22 protein-coding genes are annotated in these 18,308 nt (G+C 46.0%); 15 read left to right on the top strand and 7 right to left on the bottom strand.

All coding sequences use genetic code 11. The annotated features are described in order from the left end of the window. Positions 1-155: 155 nt before the first annotated feature. From thrC to IQ263_RS00615, 3 genes are all read right to left on the bottom strand, one after another. Positions 156-1,454, bottom strand: coding sequence for a threonine synthase (gene thrC / locus IQ263_RS00625; protein ID WP_194065676.1), 1,299 nt, complete (start codon positions 1,452-1,454; stop codon positions 156-158). Positions 1,455-1,896: 442 nt separating this feature from the next. Continuing rightward, positions 1,897-2,079, bottom strand: a complete 183-nt coding sequence (locus IQ263_RS00620; protein WP_194065675.1) for a hypothetical protein — start codon at positions 2,077-2,079, stop codon at positions 1,897-1,899. Beyond that, positions 2,072-2,332 carry a MoaD/ThiS family protein gene (locus IQ263_RS00615; RefSeq protein ID WP_194065674.1) on the bottom strand — a complete coding sequence of 87 codons (261 nt, stop codon included), beginning with the start codon at positions 2,330-2,332 and terminating at the stop codon, positions 2,072-2,074. The genes IQ263_RS00620 and IQ263_RS00615 overlap by 8 nt, the downstream gene beginning before the upstream one ends. Positions 2,333-2,829: 497 nt before the next feature. On the opposite strand from IQ263_RS00615, the gene IQ263_RS00610 reads away from it, so the two are divergent. Then, positions 2,830-3,117 carry a hypothetical protein gene (locus IQ263_RS00610; protein ID WP_194010724.1) on the top strand — a complete coding sequence of 96 codons (288 nt, stop codon included), beginning with the start codon at positions 2,830-2,832 and terminating at the stop codon, positions 3,115-3,117. Positions 3,118-3,924: 807 nt separating this feature from the next. Here the strand turns inward: IQ263_RS00610 and IQ263_RS00605 are convergent. Together IQ263_RS00605 and IQ263_RS00600 are read right to left on the bottom strand one after the other, a co-directional pair. After that, on the bottom strand, positions 3,925-5,301 hold the full coding sequence (locus IQ263_RS00605) for a cytochrome P450 (protein WP_194065673.1): 1,377 nt from the start codon (positions 5,299-5,301) through the stop codon (positions 3,925-3,927). Positions 5,302-5,394: 93 nt separating this feature from the next. Beyond that, a complete protein-coding gene (locus IQ263_RS00600) occupies positions 5,395-6,000 on the bottom strand; it encodes a hypothetical protein (protein ID WP_194065672.1) in 606 nt (201 codons plus the stop codon). A 797-nt stretch (positions 6,001-6,797) separates the two neighbouring features. On the opposite strand from IQ263_RS00600, the gene IQ263_RS00595 reads away from it, so the two are divergent. From IQ263_RS00595 to IQ263_RS00535, 13 genes are all read left to right on the top strand, one after another. Further along, positions 6,798-7,331, top strand: a complete 534-nt coding sequence (locus tag IQ263_RS00595; protein ID WP_194065671.1) for a COP23 domain-containing protein — start codon at positions 6,798-6,800, stop codon at positions 7,329-7,331. Positions 7,332-7,509: 178 nt separating this feature from the next. Then, entirely contained in the window at positions 7,510-7,812 is a 303-nt protein-coding gene (locus IQ263_RS00590; protein WP_194065670.1) for a hypothetical protein, read from the top strand. Further along, on the top strand, positions 7,797-9,053 hold the full coding sequence (locus tag IQ263_RS00585; protein WP_228049691.1) for a COP23 domain-containing protein: 1,257 nt from the start codon (positions 7,797-7,799) through the stop codon (positions 9,051-9,053). The genes IQ263_RS00590 and IQ263_RS00585 overlap by 16 nt, the downstream gene beginning before the upstream one ends. Before the next feature lie 308 nt (positions 9,054-9,361). After that, positions 9,362-11,602: a phosphoketolase family protein gene (locus IQ263_RS00580; protein WP_194065669.1), complete on the top strand. Its 2,241-nt coding sequence runs from the start codon at positions 9,362-9,364 to the stop codon at positions 11,600-11,602. 188 nt (positions 11,603-11,790) lie between these two features. Beyond that, complete coding sequence (locus IQ263_RS00575) at positions 11,791-12,387, top strand: Uma2 family endonuclease (RefSeq protein ID WP_194065668.1); 597 nt, start codon at positions 11,791-11,793, stop codon at positions 12,385-12,387. Between the two features lie 101 nt (positions 12,388-12,488). Then, positions 12,489-13,109, top strand: coding sequence for a Uma2 family endonuclease (locus tag IQ263_RS00570; RefSeq protein ID WP_194065667.1), 621 nt, complete (start codon positions 12,489-12,491; stop codon positions 13,107-13,109). Positions 13,110-13,187: 78 nt separating this feature from the next. Further along, positions 13,188-13,418: a DUF433 domain-containing protein gene (locus IQ263_RS00565; RefSeq protein ID WP_106148543.1), complete on the top strand. Its 231-nt coding sequence runs from the start codon at positions 13,188-13,190 to the stop codon at positions 13,416-13,418. Next, the gene (locus tag IQ263_RS00560; RefSeq protein WP_194065666.1) at positions 13,415-13,747 is read left to right on the top strand and encodes a DUF5615 family PIN-like protein; all 333 of its coding nucleotides are present in this window, start codon (positions 13,415-13,417) and stop codon (positions 13,745-13,747) included. Before IQ263_RS00565 ends, IQ263_RS00560 begins: the two co-directional genes overlap by 4 nt. A gap of 359 nt (positions 13,748-14,106) precedes the next feature. Further along, positions 14,107-14,523 carry a XisH family protein gene (locus IQ263_RS00555; RefSeq protein ID WP_194065665.1) on the top strand — a complete coding sequence of 139 codons (417 nt, stop codon included), beginning with the start codon at positions 14,107-14,109 and terminating at the stop codon, positions 14,521-14,523. Next, a complete protein-coding gene (locus IQ263_RS00550) occupies positions 14,511-14,846 on the top strand; it encodes a XisI protein (protein ID WP_194065664.1) in 336 nt (111 codons plus the stop codon). Before IQ263_RS00555 ends, IQ263_RS00550 begins: the two co-directional genes overlap by 13 nt. Positions 14,847-15,003: 157 nt before the next feature. Beyond that, entirely contained in the window at positions 15,004-15,231 is a 228-nt protein-coding gene (locus IQ263_RS00545; RefSeq protein WP_194065663.1) for a hypothetical protein, read from the top strand. A gap of 5 nt (positions 15,232-15,236) precedes the next feature. After that, the gene (locus tag IQ263_RS00540; protein ID WP_194065662.1) at positions 15,237-15,506 is read left to right on the top strand and encodes a type II toxin-antitoxin system RelE family toxin; all 270 of its coding nucleotides are present in this window, start codon (positions 15,237-15,239) and stop codon (positions 15,504-15,506) included. A gap of 12 nt (positions 15,507-15,518) precedes the next feature. Further along, a complete protein-coding gene (locus IQ263_RS00535) occupies positions 15,519-15,722 on the top strand; it encodes a hypothetical protein (protein ID WP_194065661.1) in 204 nt (67 codons plus the stop codon). Here IQ263_RS00535 and IQ263_RS00530 read toward each other — a convergent pair. Together IQ263_RS00530 and IQ263_RS00525 are read right to left on the bottom strand one after the other, a co-directional pair. Then, the gene (locus tag IQ263_RS00530) at positions 15,714-16,061 is read right to left on the bottom strand and encodes a hypothetical protein (RefSeq protein ID WP_228049688.1); all 348 of its coding nucleotides are present in this window, start codon (positions 16,059-16,061) and stop codon (positions 15,714-15,716) included. The genes IQ263_RS00535 and IQ263_RS00530 overlap by 9 nt on opposite strands. 54 nt (positions 16,062-16,115) lie before the next feature. Continuing rightward, entirely contained in the window at positions 16,116-16,706 is a 591-nt protein-coding gene (locus tag IQ263_RS00525) for an RNA polymerase subunit sigma-24 (protein ID WP_194061085.1), read from the bottom strand. 204 nt (positions 16,707-16,910) lie between these two features. Between IQ263_RS00525 and IQ263_RS00520 the strand changes: the two genes are divergently transcribed. After that, positions 16,911-18,290 (top strand): helix-turn-helix domain-containing protein, encoded by a 1,380-nt coding sequence (locus IQ263_RS00520; RefSeq protein ID WP_194065660.1) that lies wholly within the window; start codon positions 16,911-16,913, stop codon positions 18,288-18,290. Positions 18,291-18,308 lie beyond the last annotated feature (18 nt).

Here is an 18,308-nt window from a genome sequence, read left to right as displayed (position 1 = left end):
TCAGTCGTCAGTAGGGGCGGTGGATGGTGCGGGCCCGCCCTCTTAGTAGTCAACAGTCAACAGTCAACAGTCAACAGTCAACAGTCAACAGTCAACAGCTTGATAACTAATGACCAATGACTAATGACTAATGACCAATGACCAATGACTAATAATTAAACCGAAACTTGCTGCCATTCTAAGCGTTCGAGCGTGCGGGCGCGTTCTAGGGCGCGCTCGAAGGCTTCTAATTTCGGTTCGAGGGTGATGGGTTCGCCGATGTAACCTTGGACGGCTTCCTGAGTCTTCAAACCGTTGCCGGTGATGTAGGCGACGGTGGTTTCGTCGGGGTTGATTTTACCTGCTTCTACAAGTTTCTTCAAGACTGCGATCGTCGTGCCGCCAGCGGTTTCGGTGAATATGCCTTCGGTTTCGGCTAGCAGTTTCATGCCTTCGATGATTTCGGTGTCGCTGACGGATTCGATGTTCCCGTTAGTTTTGCGGGCGATTTCCAAGGCGTACATACCGTCTGCTGGATTGCCGATCGCGATCGACTTAGCAATAGTATTCGGTTTGACTGGCGTTACAAAATCGCGGCCTTCGCGGTATGCTTGGGCGATCGGCGAACACCCGTCAGCTTGAGCGCCGCTGAACCGAACTTTCTTCTCATCAACCAAACCGACTTCGATGAATTCATTAAAGCCTTTGTAGATTTTTGTGAACAAAGAGCCGGAAGCGAGGGGGGCGACGATGTGGTCGGGCAACTGCCAGCCTAGCTGTTCGGCAACTTCGTAGCCGAGGGTTTTCGAGCCTTCGGAGTAGTAGGGACGCAAGTTAATGTTGACAAATCCCCAGCCGTGTGTATTGGCGACTTCGCAGCACAGGCGGTTAACTTGGTCGTAGTTGCCGTGAACTGCCATTACAGTTGGATTGTAAATCAGAGTGCCGAGGACTTTGCCTGCTTCTAAGTCGGAGGGGATGAAAACTACGCAATCGAGGCCGGCGTGGGCGGCGATCGCAGCGGTGGAGTTAGCTAAGTTACCAGTGCTGGCACAGGATACCGTTGTGAAACCCAATTCTCTCGCTCTGCTGAGGGCGACTGACACCACTCTGTCCTTAAAGCTGAGAGTGGGCATATTGACGGCATCGTTTTTAATATAAAGATTTTTTAGACCGAGGCGGCGGGCCAAGCGGTGGGATTTTACTAAAGGAGTCATGCCGGTGCCGACATCGATGACGTTCTCTGTAGCGACGGGTAAAAATTCGCGGTAGCGCCAGATCGAGTTGGGGCCTGCTTGGATAGTTTGGCGAGTGACGCGGCGGCGGATTGCTTCGTAGTCGTACTTGACCTCAAGCGGGCCAAAACAGCAATCGCAGACGTGCTTGGCTTGGAGTTCGTACTCTTCGCCGCATTCTTTACATTTGAGGGCTGTGAAGGTTGCTGCTGTGGATTGGGTTCTGGTTGCTTGGGTCATAGCTCAACTCTCTAGTTTTGCGATGTTTTCTAATTCTTAGGACAGATTAACACGGTGGATCTACCCCGTCAACCATACCCGACTTTTTTTGTCGGGATTAATTCTGCAGCAGTGTTTTGTCCGAAACAGCAGGTGGTTGGATAGTCCTCAATCTCTTTCTCAGAGAAGTTTCTAGGCTCTGCAGAATAGTGTTGGTTCAGAGGGAAAATCTCTTGTTTAACCGAACTCAAGAATGATTTGGCTGCAAAACTAATTTCAAAACTTTATAAAGTTTTTTTTGCTTGGTGACTCAAAACTACAAACTACAGGGTTGAGGCGCGGGGCCCAGAAATTGGGTTTCTACGAGATTTTGGGTTGAGTCACGAGAAATATCGCCAGAAACCCGGTTTCTGAATTCACCGCGCGGGCGAGAAACCGGGTTTCTAGGAGATTTTGGGTTGAGTCACGAGAATATCGCCAGAAACCCGGTTTCTGAATTCACCGCAGGGGCGAGAAACCCGGTTTCTAGGAGATTTTGGGTTGAGTCACGAGAAATATCGCCAGAAACCCGGTTTCTGAATTCACCGCAGTAACCGCGCGGGCTTTCCCAATTCTTCAATCCAAAATCCAAAATCGTATTATCCACCGCTGACGGGGGGGATGAGTACAACTTCGTCGCCGTCTTGGAGGATGGTGTCGGGAGAGACGAATTCTAGGTTGACGCCGAAGCGGGTGCGATCGCGCCACTCTTCTAATTGAGGATATTGGGCGATCGAGTTTTCGAGCACTTGAGACACTGGAGTTTCGGGAGGGAGTTCTACAGTAACGAAGGAAACGCCGTAGGCTTCACCGAAGGCGGCGAACAGTTTAACGGTGACGGTAATCGAAGAATTAGACACGGCTGTTTTGTGCGATCGACAGTTTGGCAATTATCAACTAAACCATACAATTAATGTGGAATTAGGCACGCCGAGGCCTAGAATTGAAAACAGCAATCTCTAGTTACGTTTTACCCGATCGGGCAAACATGACTGTGGATTGCAACAGAAATTTTGAACAGTCTTGTATGCCGATCGCTCTCAACAACCAGGCGTTAGAAGCAGTTAGCATCCACTTAAATGCACTTAACTCATGTCTAGTTGGCTGCTTTTGAGGCTACTGCAAAACTATTTTTTGAGTATCCAGCATAAATACTTGACCGTAATTGTAGGAGAGTACAAAAACATCGCACTAAATTTAGCGGGATACAGGGCAGACCATGCCCTAGAAAATCGCTAAATTTAGACCAAATATCTGGTTTTCCAGCCCAGATGATAATTCCCCAAGCTTTGTCCTGCTTAGCCAGCGTGCCGTTCTATCTAAGAATAATAGTGAAATTAACGCGATCGAGATATTTATGGCAAGTAACGATTTTAAAGTCCTGCAAATTATTGAAGCTAAAGGCTGGTATGCCTTTGGAAGTACCAAGCAAAGCCAGCACGTTGAGAGGTGGGTAAGACCTGTCGTGTGTTGGGTTTTAATAGAAGATAAAAAAAAGCGGCGGATTGTAACTGCTACCGCTAGCTATCAGATCGAGATTGACGACAAAGAAGTCGAATTCTTTGCCCACGAAAGCGAAATTAAAGATGTCGAGAGCCTCCCCAAGTCGGTCTCGGTTTCGGAATTCCTGAAAACAGAAGATTGAAAAGGGGGCAGAAGAAGAGCGTTTAACAAGTTATTAACTATTCCTTAGTAATTCCTTAAACTTGCTGCCCGATTCTATTTCAATTGCAGGCAGAACCTGCCTAATTGCGGAGAGGGGCAGATGGGGAGAGGGGAGAATGTCTACTTTTGTCTTGCTTTCTGCATCTCTAGCCGCAAGTCTTCAAATCCCAAAAAATAAAGAAGCCGGAAGATTGCAGGCAATGCCAACACGCTTCCGACCTTTGCTAAATAACAGGGTATGCATATGTTTCTAAAGTATGGCGGGGAAGCCTTCTAGATATCAAGAGGACTATTGCAATCACCCACAGAAATTTATTAAACTTGGTGGCGGATGCTTTTTCAATTTAAGGAGAAACCACTCTAATTGAAGAGAGGGGAGGTGAGAAGATAGGGAGAATTTATACTTTTGCCTTGCCTTCTGCATCAGAAAGCCCAAGGTCTAAAGTAGCCCAAAAAATAAAGAGGTCGGAAGATTGCAGGCAATGCCAACACGCTTCCGACCTTGCTGAATAACAGGGTATGCATATGTTTTTAAAGTATGGCAGGGAAGCTTTCGAGATATCAAGAGGGCTATTGCAATCACCCACTTTTGCTTTTAACGTATGTTTGCAAGGTTCATACCATTTTAGACTTAAAATTTGAAACTTGAGAGCGGGTGATGGTTACAGGTTAAGGATTCTAGCGGTTTTTATGTAGCGGGTGCTACAAAAAATGGGCGCTTGCCGGTCGTAAGCGAAGCAGGCCGAAGGTATCGCCCATTCTTCCCTAATTCTTTGCAGCTACAACATCAAACCCCACTAACCACAGGTTCAGGCTTTGACTGCCGCATCCGCCGCCCCAGCAGAGCCATCCGCACGCCACCGGCCGGCCCTAAAGTCACCCCTCGGCGTTTGGCCTGTACCGGCTTTTTCTCAGCCAATACTAAGTTGAAATCCCGCAAAATGGTTGCCAGCACCAGTTTCATCTCCAACTGCGCCAGCGCCAAGCCGATACAGCGGCGGCTGCCACCTCCAAAGGGCAAATACTCGTAAGGCGAGAATTGCCTCTCCAAAAACCGTTCCGGCTTCAATTGCAGCGGTTCTGGATACAAATCCTCGCGCCTGTGGGTTAAATAAATTGAGCCGAAAACCACCGTACCCGGTTCGAGTTGATGTCCCATCAGTTCCACGGGCTCTCGCACCACTCGCGGAAACGTCAGCATTCCCACGGGATAAATTCTGAGTGTCTCTTGACAAACCGCACTCAGGTACGGCAAGCGGGAAATCTCCATCGGGTCTGGATTTTCGCCCAAACTGTCCAATTCTTGCAGCAAGTTCTGGCGCACTGAGGGCAAACTGTGAATCCAGTAAAATGCCCAAGCTAAGGCCGTTGCTGTGGTTTCGTGGCCTGCAAACAGCAGCGTCATCAACTCGTCGCGCAATTCTTCATTGGTCATCGGTTCGCCGTTTTCGTCGCGGGCGGCCATCATTAAGCTGAGAATGTCGGTGCGGTTGCTGTCTGCTTGCTGTCTGCGTTCGGCAATTTCCGCGTCCATCAGTTCCTGAATTTTCCGCTGCTGCTGCTTCATCCGTCCCCAAGGACTCCAAGCGCCCCAATCTTGCTGCATCCAAGACAGAAATAGCATACTCGATCGCAGCGGAGAGCCTGTTGTATCGATAATTGAAGCCAGCAGCGGGGACAGTTGCTGCAACCGCGGCCCTTCATCCAGTCCGAAGACTACTTGCAAAATTACCCGCATGGTGATTTCTTGCATGGCGGTGCGGGCCACAAAAGGTCGATCGACCCTCAACTTGCTAGCAACATCTTGAGTAATATCGCAAATTTGTTGACCGTAATTACGCATCCGTTCGCCGTGAAACGGCGGCATCAATAATTGGCGCTGGCGTTTGTGCTTTTCTCCAGAGATCACAATCATCGATTGTTCTCCTAGCAAGGGTTTGAGAATACCGTTGATATCGCCTGGAGCCTCAAGCGCTTTGCTGTTGAGCATTTCCTGGATCGCTTGCGGGTTGTGGATCATCACGAATGGTTTGAGGTTCCCCCACCGCGTCGTGAAAATCTCCCCGTACTTTTTGGCGCTGACATCCATGTATGTCAGCGGATCGGCTATCCATTGAATTAGCTGCACGAAGCGGGGGTTGTTGGGGCCGTCAGGTAAGGTCATAGAAATTGTGGTAGTGCTTGTTAAAGAACTTGGAGAACATAAATAGGACTGCTGCAGAAACCGGGTTATACCCTCTGCAATAATTTTAAGAGGTTATTCTCGAACGGTGCTTACAATGTCCTGTCCCAGTTCTGTAAAACGCACTGTTTTGATTTGCCAAGGAGCATAACTGGTTAAAGTTTGGCGCACGCCTCCAAACAAACCTAGCATTTGACAGCTCGACAGATTTTGCAATTTCTGCCGGGAATTCCCGAAGGCCCGCAGATCGAGGGTCGCTATTCCGAGGTCGCGATCGATCGTTAGCCGATAGCCAACCAAACCAAGACTATCGAAAATCTGCTGTTTTAACACTTCATTAATGACGGATGACATTAACTGATTGTCGGTGCCTGTTACTGTTTCCGGGTTCAGAGTTTGACAGAGATTGTTTACCTTATAAACTTTAACGGTGACAGTATTTTCTGATGCTACTCCACTGGCTAAAACAGGAGAAATAAAGTTAGAAGGCCCAGCTGTTTGAGCCGATCGCTCCTCAACTCGATTTCCCGTTAGCTGTATGTCTCCGAATTGACTGGCACCCCTTGGCGATTGGCTCTGGTTTGCGGTTAAGTTCGCTGGATCGTAGCTGGAACAACTGCTAACGCCCATCAAAATAAATCCAGTGGCTAAATACCCTAACTGTTTGCAGATACTGTTCATAGTTTTTAATACTCAACTCCACGTCTGTGCGTGGAGGGTGAATTTTTCTGGTAGAAAGCACTTACTTCCTGATTACACTCACTTATGAGTATTTCCCGGCATCCGCAATACGAGATGTCTTGGATAAGTTCCGGATCGATACATAAACCGCAGATGAAAAGCAGATAAGCACACTCTAGATTAGATAATTTCAGAGAATTTGTGAATCAGTGCCAAAGATATACGTAGATGAAAACAAGTTAAGAGTTCTGATTAATACCTTAATTTTATTGTGGTTTCACGTAAACGGGTAAGGCACTTGATGCGTGCAACGCTGCTGCAGGGTCGGGATCTCATCAGATGCGAGCTCGTAACGCTAGACTGCCAGTCAGATCGAATAACCGATCGGCGGTGTGATGTAGCGTTGCAAATCGCTTTATTCCGTCTGATTTAAATAGCTTTTTTCCGGTTGGCGAAACCTTGACCTTGATTAGTAGTAATGAGGACATATTTTCGACGGTTGCGCGCATTTTACGAGGGCTGCGGAGTGGCATAACTGGGCTTTCGGTGCAGTTACAGAACAAAATCCACATTAAAAATCCCTGATGAGTCGGCGGTTGAAACCTCGACTGTACAAGCTTTCCTCCGCCGAGACGGACTAAGAAATAAAGCGGGTATTTCAGCCGGATTTGGCACCAGCAAACGTGCAAGTCGCGAACAACATAATTTAGCAGCCAGCCTCTGGCGCATTCAGGGTGCGATCGCAACATTTGGTGATTTTTCTACCGAATTCCATCAAAAATAGTGAGAACATCATCATGAAACAGCAATTATTGACGAAGGTTTTGGCGACAAGCGCGATCGCCCTCAGCAGCCTGACAGTGCCTTTTGAGCCTAGTTACGGCTGGAGTTCACCCACGGAAAAGGGATTTTCGTGCAGTACCGTCAGGGGCGCACCGGTGACGGTGTACCAAAACTCTCAAGGTGCGGTAGAGCCTTGGATTGAGTGGAATTCAGATTATTTTTCCGGTTCTGGCTACAATCCACAAACTCGGTGCCAATTAGTCAGCCAGCGCCTCGAAACCTATCGCCGCAACCGGGTGCTCAAGTACATTACAGCAGGCCGGATGAACGGCCAAAACGTCATCTGCACGGCGAATCAAGTCAACGGTTTGTGTCAAAATTTGATTTATACTCTCAGACCAGGCCAAGACCCGATCGGCTCTTTATATAATTTGTTAGCTTGGCGTCAAGGATATGTCGGGATGCCGTCTTTTGATGAAGCCCGTAACATTCCTTACATTGACGTGAGGCAAAAACTAGGGGAAAGCACGGATGATGGGGCGCAATAGCCGATTTTTTCGCCATCCTCCAGCCTTGCTTAATGGTTGGGCAATTTTCAAGATTGAATGCATCTGTGTCGATCGGTGTTTGTACGCTTGAAATCTGCGGTTAACAGATCGAACGACAGCAGTTCCTAGGCCCTGCGGTGGGACAGTCGCCGCCACCTGATTCCCTGCTGGTGCTGAGGTGTTGGCAGTAGCGCGGGGTTTTGTAGAGTTGCTGCTGCCAAAATCTTTTTGTCAAGGCTATAGCTTGCGGTATACAAATAACGTTAAAATTGCCATGAACCGCCGCCGGATTTTTAATGGCAAAAGTTTCTTGGTGGCAATTAACGATCGGGGCAGCGATCGACATCCCGGTTTTGAGGTCTATACTTTTGAAGATGGAAGCGCGCCGACGCGAGAATTATTGGAAAAAATGGTTAAATCCAGTTGGGGAATTCCGATCGGTATATATTTGCAGTTCGTCTCGTCATGTCTGGGGAGTTAGCGATGAATTTGTGGGGTTCGCGGTTCGGGGTGCTGACAATCATCTTGACCGGTGCAATAACGGCGACAGCAATTGTCGGCCAACAATATGCTGCTTGTGCCAAAACAGCGGAAGAAATTGCCCAGGTAGCAACGTTGAGCACCGTCGAAGTTAACAATACGCTGGGTTTTGCTACTAGCGGTTCGGGAGTAATTATTGCAAAACAAGGCAATATTTATACGGTTCTGACGGCGAATCACGTTGTTGCCAGCCTCGCCCAAGAATACAGCATTCGCACTCATTTAGAAAAAAATTATAGAGCAATCAGAATACAGCGGCTGCCGAAAAACGACCGCGATATAGACTTAGCTCTGATCCAGTTTTACAGCAGAGAAAATTATCCAGTAGCGCCAATTGGCGAATCAAAACGTGCTGTAGTCGGTTCTACTATTTACGTTGCTGGCTATCCACTGCCCATCGCTTCTTGGTATGAAAGAAAACTCGAATTTACAGCAGGTATTGTTTCTTCTCGTCTCGATCGCGCATCATCGGGATACGGACTGCGATATCAAGCTGTCACCAGGCGCGGCATGAGCGGCGGGCCTGTATTTGATGCTGATGGCACTGTTGTGGGAATTCACGGTCAGGGTGATACTGTTGGTACGGTGATCGGCCAGTGGAACGGTCAAATTGAGGAAATTAAAACAGGGTTAAATGCAGCAATCCCGATCGATTCTTTGATGTCGTTGCGATCGCAAGCTAAACCTAACGGGTTTGATATTCTCAGCAATATTTCGATCCAGCGCGGCTACAGCCAAACTCAATCGAATCTGGGGCCAGGAGGCTTTGTCTGCGATACCTCCACCGGCGAACCGATGACTGTTTATCAAAATCCGCAAGGGTTTAGGGAGCCTTGGATTCGCTGGAATTCTAATTTCTTTTCGGATTCTGGCTACGATCCTCTGACTCGCTGCAAACAAGTCACTCAGCGCCTAGAAAATTACAGCCGCAACAAACAGCTAAATTATGTCACTGTAGGCACTGTCAACAATCAGAAAGTGATTTGCACCAGCAGCCGCGTTAACGGGCCCTGCGAAGGTTTGATCTACACGCTGCGCCGCGATCAAGATCCGGCTCCAGCACTCAGCAGTTTCTTTGTGTGGCTGGGGAATCAGAAGGCTAGACCTTCTCTTTTTGAAAGTAGCACTCCCGTTTATATTAATGTTGGGGAACGGCTGGGTTTAGATGTTAGCGAGCCCTAATTTGTAATAGACTGCTGGCAAAATTTAGAAACAATCTGGAAAAAAAAATCTGCGTTTATTTGTGTTTATCTGCCTGAAATCTGCGGTTTTCATAGCTATCCAAGACTCGTGCAAGAAATCTGATCGGCGATATTTTTTCGGCAAAATCGCGCTGATTTGCTTGTGAAAATATCGGGCGCACTCATCTAAAAGTTTAAGATATTTGAATGATTTATAATTGGCAATAACAGAAATAACGATATTTTGCAACAAATAAGTTATAAAATTACTGTTAAATTAATCTAATCCAAATTTTTCAGGTATCAAGCATGACTGCAACTACGTCGAAGGCAACGTCAGCCATCCCCAGTTTTTGCGAAGGAATCCAGTATTTCTCCGAAACAGTGCCGGGTTTTGAGACTTACGGGAAAGCACCCGCGATCGCCGAGGGAAGCAAGTCGATCGCCGATCCCGCCGATCCCGCCGCCGTCTTTCAAACAATGCTGGGAGCAGACGCCCTGCGCTACCTGACGCTGCAAGTCACCGCCAGCAAGGCATCGGGACATCCGGGCGGTTTTGCCAGCCAAGCCGAGGCTTATGCCGCGTTGGTGATGCTCGGACACAAGAACATTGTCACCGAAGTGGGGCACCACGCGCCGGGATTTTACAGTGCCATGTTTCTCGATCGATCTTTAGAAGACATGGGAATTGTCAACGTGCAGCAAGTGCGCGATAAATTCCGCGAAAAAGACGGTTTGTTAGGACATCTTTCCGGTTTCATTCCCGGTCTTTTAGCACCTGCTGGCCCCCTCGGACAAGGGCAGCATTTTGCAATGGCGGGAGCGCTTTTGCATCCCGGAAAACTGTTTGCTTTCACAATCGGCGACGGCGGCATGGGCGAACCCTATCCCATGAGCAGCATGGGGCATTTCCACACTGCTTATCCCAAGGCTACTAACTTTTTACCAGTGTTAGTTTGGAACGGATATTCTCAAGAACATCACAGCATGGTTTCGACAAAAACTAATGCTGAAATGATTGCTTATTGGCAAGGAAACGGTTTTGAAGAAGTTATCTTAGTTGATGCTAAGGAATTTGACGATAAAAATCAACCGGAAGCTTATGTTGACAGCACTGCTTTTTCACTCGAACAGCGCATGGCATTTACCAAAGCTGTTTTACAAGGAGTTGACAAAGCGGCAAAATCTGCTCTCGGCGGCAAATTGACTGTGTTTATCATCAAACAGTTGAAAGGTGCCGGAGTGCACGCGCGCGGCTCGAAATCTCACAACCTTTATCCAAAAGATACGCTGGATGCTCCGCACATTATCAGTGCTTTAAAAGAGCGCGCTTTGACGGTGGCTGCTTGGGAGTTGGTGCGGACAAATTGCGAGCGCGCCGGCGGCGGGCCTGCAGCGAAAACAGTTGTTACTGAGTTTACATTGCCGCTGGCAGATTTGGGGGAATTGCCTTTAGAAGAATTTGCGGTTGGCGGAGAAGCCAAGATTTCGACAACTGCAATGGGACGTTTGGTAGCGAAAGTCGGCGAGTGCGATCGGACTTTTCTTGTCACCAATGCTGACGGTAATGAAGCATCGGCAATTGCCAACATCAATCAAGCTCTCAAAATTATTCACCCGACAACAGATGACTTGTACAATCAATCGCCAAACGGTCAAGTTTACGAACCTTTGAGCGAAGATGCTTGCGCGGGTTTGGCTGTAGGTTTGTCGCTGTTTGGAGGGCGGAGTTTGTGGTGTTCCTACGAATCTTTTGCCATCAACGGTTTACCAATTTGGCAAACTGTTACCCAAGCAATGGCAGAATTGCGCCGTCCAACTCCGGCTGCTGTCACCTTATTTACAGCGGGTGCATTGGAGCAAGGCCGGAACGGTTGGACGCACCAACGCCCGGAAATTGAGGCTTATTTTGCGGCCATGATGCGGAATGGAAATGTGTTTCCTTTGTTTCCACCGGATGCTAACAGCATTCAAGCTTGTTACGAGTGGGCTTTGAGTGCGAAGAATAAGGGAGTTGTGATTACTGCGAGCAAGTCGCCGCTGCCAATTCGCACTACTTTTGCACAGACTCGCCAAGGTTTGGAAGATGGTGCTATTGTGTTGCAAGAAATCGATCCCCCCCCAACCCCCCTTAATCAAGGGGGGAGCAAGAAGGTTGTATTTGCTGTCATTGGCGATATGAGTTTGATTCCGGTGTTTGAAGCAGCGGCATCTTTGGAAAAATCAGGCATAGGTTCGCGGATTGTTTCTATTATCAATCCTCGGCGTTTGTATCGTCCAACTGATGTTGCTTGGGATACTTGTTCCGAGGCTGACGGCGGCTTTTTGAGCGATGACAAATTTGCCGAAATGTTTGGCGGAGATGCCTTGATTGGTGTCATAGGCGGCGCTTCTGGGATGTTGGAGCCTGTGATGCTACGCAGCAATTGCCCGCGTGATACTTTTGCTTGGAAGCGGGGGGAAACGACTGCTAGTGCGGGTGAGTTGATGGCGTTTAATGGGTTGACTGCTGATGCTTTGACTAAAAGGGCGATCGGGTTAGTTAATTAATCAGACTTAGGCAAAAAAACCTGGTTTCTTCCAAAAATAGTCGCTTTTTTCGAGAAATATTGATGTAGAAACCGGGTTTTTGCTCCCCCGCGCATCCAGGATTGATTAAGCTAGAATGTGAGAGAATGCCCCTGCCTGGTTTTTACTGGGTAGGGGCTAGCAATATTTAAAATAGGATGGTGATAGCTGTGACTGCACAAGTTTTAGAAGAAGTAGTTACGCTTGGGGAACAGCGATTAATTCTGCCCGGTTATTATAGTTGGGAGCAATTTGAGGCTATAGAGTCTTTGATGGCAAACTCTTCTGGTTTGCGGATAACTTATCTTGATGGGTGGATCGAGTTTATGACATTGGGTGAAGCACATGAAAGCTTTAAAAAGGCGATCGCTATATTGCTGGAAGCATACTTTTTTGCGATCGGAATAGAGTTCTTTCCTGTAGGGAGTGCAACTCGCAAAGACCGGGCAAGAGATGTCTCATTTGAGCCTGATGAGTCTTATTATATAGGTGAAAAGAAAGAACATCCCGATTTAGCAGTAGAAGTAACGATGACTAGCGGTAGTACAAATAAACTAGCTAAATATCTGCGACTTCGCATTCCAGAAGTCTGGTTTTGGGAGAATAATCAGTTGGCTGTGTATGGGCTGCGCGAGAATGATTATGAGCTAATTTCCAGAAGTGATTTGCTGCCGGAATTAGATTTAGAATTGTTGGTGCGTTGTGTTTTAATGCCTTCAAGGATTGAGGCAAGACAGGAGTTTTTGAAGGGAATTCGGCCGCAGTAAGCTCGACTTTGTTCGCTAAGTTTTGAATGCGATTTCATGCTGTCCTACCAGGGTTACACTAGATAAGGGCTAGCAATATTTAAAATAGGATGGTGATAGCTGTGACTGCACAAGTTTTAGAAGAAATAGTTACGCTTGCCGAACAGCGATTGATTCTCCCTGGTTATTATAGTTGGGAGCAATTTGAGGCGCTGGAATCTTTAATGGCAGATGCGCCTGGTTTGCGAATTATTTATCTTGATGGGTGGATCGAGTTTATGACATTGGGCGAAGCACATGAGACAATCAGTTGTATTCTTAATTTTTTGATACAACTCTACTTTTGTGAAAGGGAAATTGAATATATTCCTGTAGGAAGTGCAACTCGCAAAAATCGAGCCAAAGATGTCTCATTTGAGCCTGATGAGTCTTATTATATAGGTGAAACGAAAGAGCATCCCGATTTAGCAGTAGAAGTGACAATTACTAGCGGAAGTACAAATAAACTAGCTAAATATCTGCGACTTCGCATCCCAGAAGTCTGGTTTTGGGAAAATAATCAGTTGGCTGTGTATGGGCTGCGCGAGAATGATTATGAGCTAATTTCTAAAAGTGATTTGTTGCCGGAATTGGATTTAGAATTGTTGGTGCGTTGTGTTTTAATGCCTTCAAGGATTGAGGCAAGACAGGAGTTTTTGAAGGGGATTCGGCAGCAGGAGTTGAGAGAAGAGAGGAACAATTAATTTGTCTAGTGAGGCAGAACACCAAAAGAATGGAAAATTAGGCTAAACTGGCTTTATAAATACCAAATTCCCTTTCCCATGAGCTATCGCAACATCATTACAATAGAACCAGGTAAGCGTGGTGGCCAGCCGTGTATCAGACGAATGCGGATTACCGTGTACGATGTTTTGGGCTGGTTAGCTGCTGGTATGTCTCATGCAGAAATTTTAGATGACTTCCCAGAGTTAACAGAGGAAGATATTAGAGCTTGTCTTGAATTTGCTGCCGATAGAGAACATCGTTTAATTGCCGTAGTAGGTGAAAGGTGAAATTACTGTTCGATCAAAACTTGAGCCGGAAGTTAGTGAATCGCTTGGCTGATATCTTCCCGGATGCTAGTCATGTTCAGTTTCACGGGTTTACAGAAGCTATGGATAGCGAAATTTGGGATTTAGCTAAAATTCAAGGGTTTTGTATTGTTACTCAGGATGCTGATTTTGCAGAAAGAAGCCGTCTTTATGGTTCTCCGCCAAAGGTGATTTGGCTGCAGTGTGGCAATACACCTACCAGCAGTGTGGAAGCAATGCTTCGAGCTGGAGCAGACGCAATTCAAGAATTGAGCGATAGCGCTACTTTGGATTGTCTTGAGCTTTATTGACGAATAAACTTTTAAATTAAGTTAATTGCCAACCAATGGCGATCGCTCTTTCATTTTAAGATCTCGCTCATCAGAAACAAGAAAGGGCGATCGCCCTGCGGGATAGCTACGCTTCACGCAACTCGTAAAATTATCACAGTGTTTGGTATTTGGTGTGAAGGGCGATCGCGCCACTGAAGGGATTTACCCCATGCTCAGCAATTCATGAGGATATCCGCCAAATTTTGGGGGTTTGCGAAATGGTGGTAAGCTTTCGATAGATAGGGATGCGGACATTCCTTGTGTGTTTGTAATGACTATTGCGCTCACACATCTCAATTAACGCCAGTATAATTGTAGTTGTTTGTCATCAGGGCTTTATGTCAGCAAAGGATAAATTTCATGATGTTGTGAAGATTGCGTTGCAAAAGGAGGGTTGGCAGATTACAGATGACCCACTTTCCATCAGTGTGGGTGGAGTTAATATGTTAATCGATCTGGGGGCGGAACGTCTGCTGGCAGCCGAACGGCAGGGCGAGAAAATTGCTGTAGAAATCAAGAGCTTTTTGAATACTTCAGCGATAACAGATTTTCATTTAGCGGTTGGACAATTTATTAACTACCGTACAGCACTCAAGTTTAAAGACCCCCAACGTCAGCTATTTTTGGCAATTCCTTTGACGGCGTATAACGATTTCTTCAAGCTGGAATTTACAACCGCTGTTGTGGAAGATTACCAGTTAAAATTATTGGTCTATGACGTAGAAGAAGAGGTGATAGCTTTATGGAAAAAGTAGAAAAATATCGGGATTGTATCAAACAAGTTCTCACGAAATATGCTGCATACAAGCCTTCTTATGGAGAAGTAGAGGTGCAAGTTGTTTTTGACACAGAACACAATCATTATCAAGTTGTTCGAGTGGGTTGGGATAACAAACAGCGAGTTTACGGTTGTCCTATACATCTCGATATTAAGGATGGCAAAATCTGGATTCAGCAGAATGGAACAGAAATCGATTTAGGGCAAGAGCTGGTTAATATAGGTGTGCCGAAGTCTGATATTGTGGTTGGGTTTCATCCACCTTATATGCGTCAATTCACAGAATTTGCAGTGAATTAAAACTAACGTTGATGCTTTTGGTTGCATAAAGAGCGATCGCTCTTTATGTGTTATGGGGCGATCGCTACCAATGTTTACTTGATATTTTATCCTAAACCAGATATTGCCACAGCACTCTCAGGTAAGCTAGAATTGCAGGAAGTTTCGGGAGTATGACATGGAAACAACGTTAAATATTGAATATCTTACGAACAAAGACGGAGATGTAAGCGCTGTGGTGATTCCTATTGAGCTATGGCGACAACTACTACTACCTAATGAAGAAGTTTCTGTCGATCGACTTGCGGGTGCGGTAGAAGATTATTGCATGAACAAAGCAATGGATGAAGCTGTTAATACTCCCTTGCTAAATCGCTCGGAAGCCTTAGCTTATCTTGAGGAATAGTTATCTTGGAAGTTCAATACCGTCAGGCTTTTCTAAAAGACTTGAAACAACTGAAGAGCTCGACATCTTACCAACGCATCTACGATCTGGCTTTTACCACACTAGAAGCAATCAACACCTTGGAGGAGATTTCTGACATTAAAGCCATGAGAGGTTACGCGGGTCGCTATCGCATCCGCATCGGCGATTACCGTATTGGAATAGAGGTTAATGAAGATGTTATAGAAGTGATGCGTGTTCTACATCGTCGGGAATTTTATCGTTATTTTCCCTAAGCAGTTGGAATCTTGATTTGTAAAAGAGAAATGCGATCGCTCTCGATGCGTTATGGGCGATCACTCTCCGTGCGATCGTCGCCCTTTGAGATGGTGGAAATGGATAAGATTGTAAGTAAAAAAAGAGGTTGGGTGACACCAGCGTCAACCCAACCTACAAAAAAAGACGATCGCACTAATGGAGAGCAGCAATCACACTTATTCCTTTTATACTAGGCGGACATATTCACGTAGTTGGGAACGTAGACCTTGAGTAATCATTGGAAAATTATTGATTTCTTGAATGATAGAGCTCTCAGATCTGCCACTCTTCTTGAGTTCCTGAACTACAGCCTTTGCTAAAGTCTCAACCCCAACCTTTGCAATCATGCTTGAAACGCCTGCAATCAAGGTGAGAGCAACTGCGCCACCAATCATGCCAAAAGGACCACCTAAAAAAGCTAACGAAGTTGTAATTGCTACGGCTCCTGCATAAGAAGAGGTTGCAACAAGCCCAACTAAGACTAAACCAGCAACTCCTAGACCAGCTAACTTATTGACTATCTCATCCATCATAATTAAATGTTCCGCTAAACTTCAGATTAATTAGACTTTCAAAGCCAAACTGAACTAACTATCTTTCCCTTTACCTCCAAACAGTTTATATATTCCGTATCCAATAGCAGCCGCCGCCGCAACAGGTGCAGCAGCAACTATGGCAGTACCAGCGATCGCGCCTCCCCCGACAACGCCACCGATACCAGCAAGGGTGCCCATAATTGCAGCACCAGAAGCACCGCCAGCTACCGTTACAGCACCAGCACCAGCTAAACCAGCAACAGCCCCAATGTTTGTAGCTGTTCTTGCCGCTGCACGAGCATCATTCTCTTCCTCAGACAAGTTCGATTGCTCTTTGAACAAAGTTTCATTCATTATTTTTGCCCCCAGATAAGCAGGGCCTGCTGCTAATACCGCAGGAGCAGCCGCCATACCACCACCAACCACACCACCTGCTGCAGCTAGACCCGAAGTAATTCCTGCTCCTGACGTTGCTGCAACAGTCAACCCTGTAGCAGCACTGGCAGCCGCACCTACCGCAGCACCAGTTTCTGCAACCGCTTTGACTGTTTTGACTGTATTTCCATTAATTCCCAGAGTGTTTTCTACAACATTTTCTACAACTTTTTCACCCGCTTTACTGGCAATATTTTCCCAATTCATAAATTAATTTATCCTTTTAATACTTGTTCCATTATCTTAATAAATTCAAAGTTTGTCTAGCCCAAAAAAGTTCTATTTTGCCGCCAATTCTCCCTCGCTTTTACTTTAACTTTAATCTAAGTTTGTACAACAATGTACGAAAATGTACGAAAATGTTGGCAGTTGTGAGCTACAATACACAAAACTCTCGCATCTCCCTGCCAGATGAATCTTAAAGAAATGTTAAACCTCGCCGATCGCATAGTTTTCGAGAAAACAGGTCAGCACCTTGATGATTTACAAGCAGCGGTACTGCGGGGAACTCTACAACGCGAGACATACAAGCAAATAGCCAAGGATTTTGACTGTTCCGAAAGTCGCATCAGGGAAATCGGATCGGAATTATGGCAGATACTGTCAGAGGAGTTAGGAGAAGATGTCAGTAAATCGAATTTTCGCTCTACAATGGAGAGGTTGCAAAACTCTAATGCTTTAAACTTTGCAAACAACGTGAGCAGTATTTTCAACATTTGTGGACAAGCTAGATACCCACCAGAACTACCCAACTCACAGCCACCAAATCAGGAAACATCTAACTCAACACAAACCAACACTCTACATCAAGATTTAAGCGAAATGCCAGAGTTGGGTGATTTCTACGATCGCACTTCCTCTCTCGACACCCTCACCAACTGGATTCTACAACAAAACAGCCGCCTCATCACCCTCACCGGCATCAGCGGCATCGGCAAAACCACCCTAGCAGTACAACTCGTACAACAAATCAAACACGAGTTTGAGTACACAGCTTGGTACACCCTCGACGAATTCCCCACCATAGATAAATTTCAATCTAACCTAACACAGCTTTTTTCTAACTCACAAAAACAAGATTCATCCCCAACCAACCAGAAACCCTTACCGTTAATTAAGTATTTACAAAACCATCGCTGTTTAATAATATTAGATGACGTTCACAACCTTTTTTGTAGCGGCGAATTCGCAGGCAAATATAAACCTGAATGCGAAGAATATCGCACCTTATTCAAACAAATAGAAAAATTATCCCATCAAAGCTGCTTGATGTTAATCGGTTGGGAACAACCGAGAGAAGTGACTCAAGTTAAAAACCAAAATACTTCTATTCGTACCTTACAACTCAAAGGTTTAGACATCGCCGCCGGACGGGAAATACTGAGAGATTGCGGATTAGAAGAAAGCGATAACAGTGAAGCACTCATCCATCGCTACCAAGGCAATCCCCTCTGGTTAAAAAGCGTGGCGACTCTGATTCAAGAATTGGGAGGCTGCGTGAATCAGTTATTACCAAATGATATCATATTGTTGCCCGAAGATTTGAAAGATGTTTTACAGCAGCAATTTAGCCGCCTATCCGAATTAGAAAAACAAGTAATCTCCTTGTTAGCCAAAGCAAGCGATGCAATTAACCTCACCCAATTGCTAGAAAATAGCCAAATTCCCGCCTCAGATTTGGTAAATGCGCTGCAATCTTTATCGCGTCGCTGCTTGATAGAACAACAAGCAAATTTTTACACTATTTCACCTGTACTGAGGCAATATGCCACCATAAGACTCGGTGGTTGAAACCGCCGTCTTATCTTA

The organism is Tychonema sp. LEGE 06208 (assembly GCF_015207505.1).
In the GTDB taxonomy this organism is placed as follows: domain Bacteria; phylum Cyanobacteriota; class Cyanobacteriia; order Cyanobacteriales; family Microcoleaceae; genus Microcoleus.
The sequence above is the reverse complement of the archived record's forward strand: the minus strand, read 5'-3'. Positions and strand labels throughout refer to the sequence as shown.

Excerpts from the sequence above, each read along its gene's own strand:
- IQ263_RS00555 (WP_194065665.1), top strand. The coding sequence starts at position 14,107 with ATGTCAGCAAAGGATAAATTTCATGATGTTGTGAAGATTGCGTTGCAA.
- IQ263_RS00595 (WP_194065671.1), top strand. The coding sequence starts at position 6,798 with ATGAAACAGCAATTATTGACGAAGGTTTTGGCGACAAGCGCGATCGCC.
- IQ263_RS00610 (WP_194010724.1), top strand. The coding sequence starts at position 2,830 with ATGGCAAGTAACGATTTTAAAGTCCTGCAAATTATTGAAGCTAAAGGC.
- IQ263_RS00600 (WP_194065672.1), bottom strand. The coding sequence starts at position 6,000 with ATGAACAGTATCTGCAAACAGTTAGGGTATTTAGCCACTGGATTTATT.
- IQ263_RS00530 (WP_228049688.1), bottom strand. The coding sequence starts at position 16,061 with ATGATGGATGAGATAGTCAATAAGTTAGCTGGTCTAGGAGTTGCTGGT.
- IQ263_RS00565 (WP_106148543.1), top strand. The coding sequence starts at position 13,188 with ATGAGCTATCGCAACATCATTACAATAGAACCAGGTAAGCGTGGTGGC.
- IQ263_RS00550 (WP_194065664.1), top strand. The coding sequence starts at position 14,511 with ATGGAAAAAGTAGAAAAATATCGGGATTGTATCAAACAAGTTCTCACG.
- thrC (WP_194065676.1), bottom strand. The coding sequence starts at position 1,454 with ATGACCCAAGCAACCAGAACCCAATCCACAGCAGCAACCTTCACAGCC.
- IQ263_RS00520 (WP_194065660.1), top strand. The coding sequence starts at position 16,911 with ATGAATCTTAAAGAAATGTTAAACCTCGCCGATCGCATAGTTTTCGAG.
- IQ263_RS00545 (WP_194065663.1), top strand. The coding sequence starts at position 15,004 with ATGGAAACAACGTTAAATATTGAATATCTTACGAACAAAGACGGAGAT.
- IQ263_RS00525 (WP_194061085.1), bottom strand. The coding sequence starts at position 16,706 with ATGAATTGGGAAAATATTGCCAGTAAAGCGGGTGAAAAAGTTGTAGAA.
- IQ263_RS00580 (WP_194065669.1), top strand. The coding sequence starts at position 9,362 with ATGACTGCAACTACGTCGAAGGCAACGTCAGCCATCCCCAGTTTTTGC.
- IQ263_RS00585 (WP_228049691.1), top strand. The coding sequence starts at position 7,797 with ATGTCTGGGGAGTTAGCGATGAATTTGTGGGGTTCGCGGTTCGGGGTG.
- IQ263_RS00605 (WP_194065673.1), bottom strand. The coding sequence starts at position 5,301 with ATGACCTTACCTGACGGCCCCAACAACCCCCGCTTCGTGCAGCTAATT.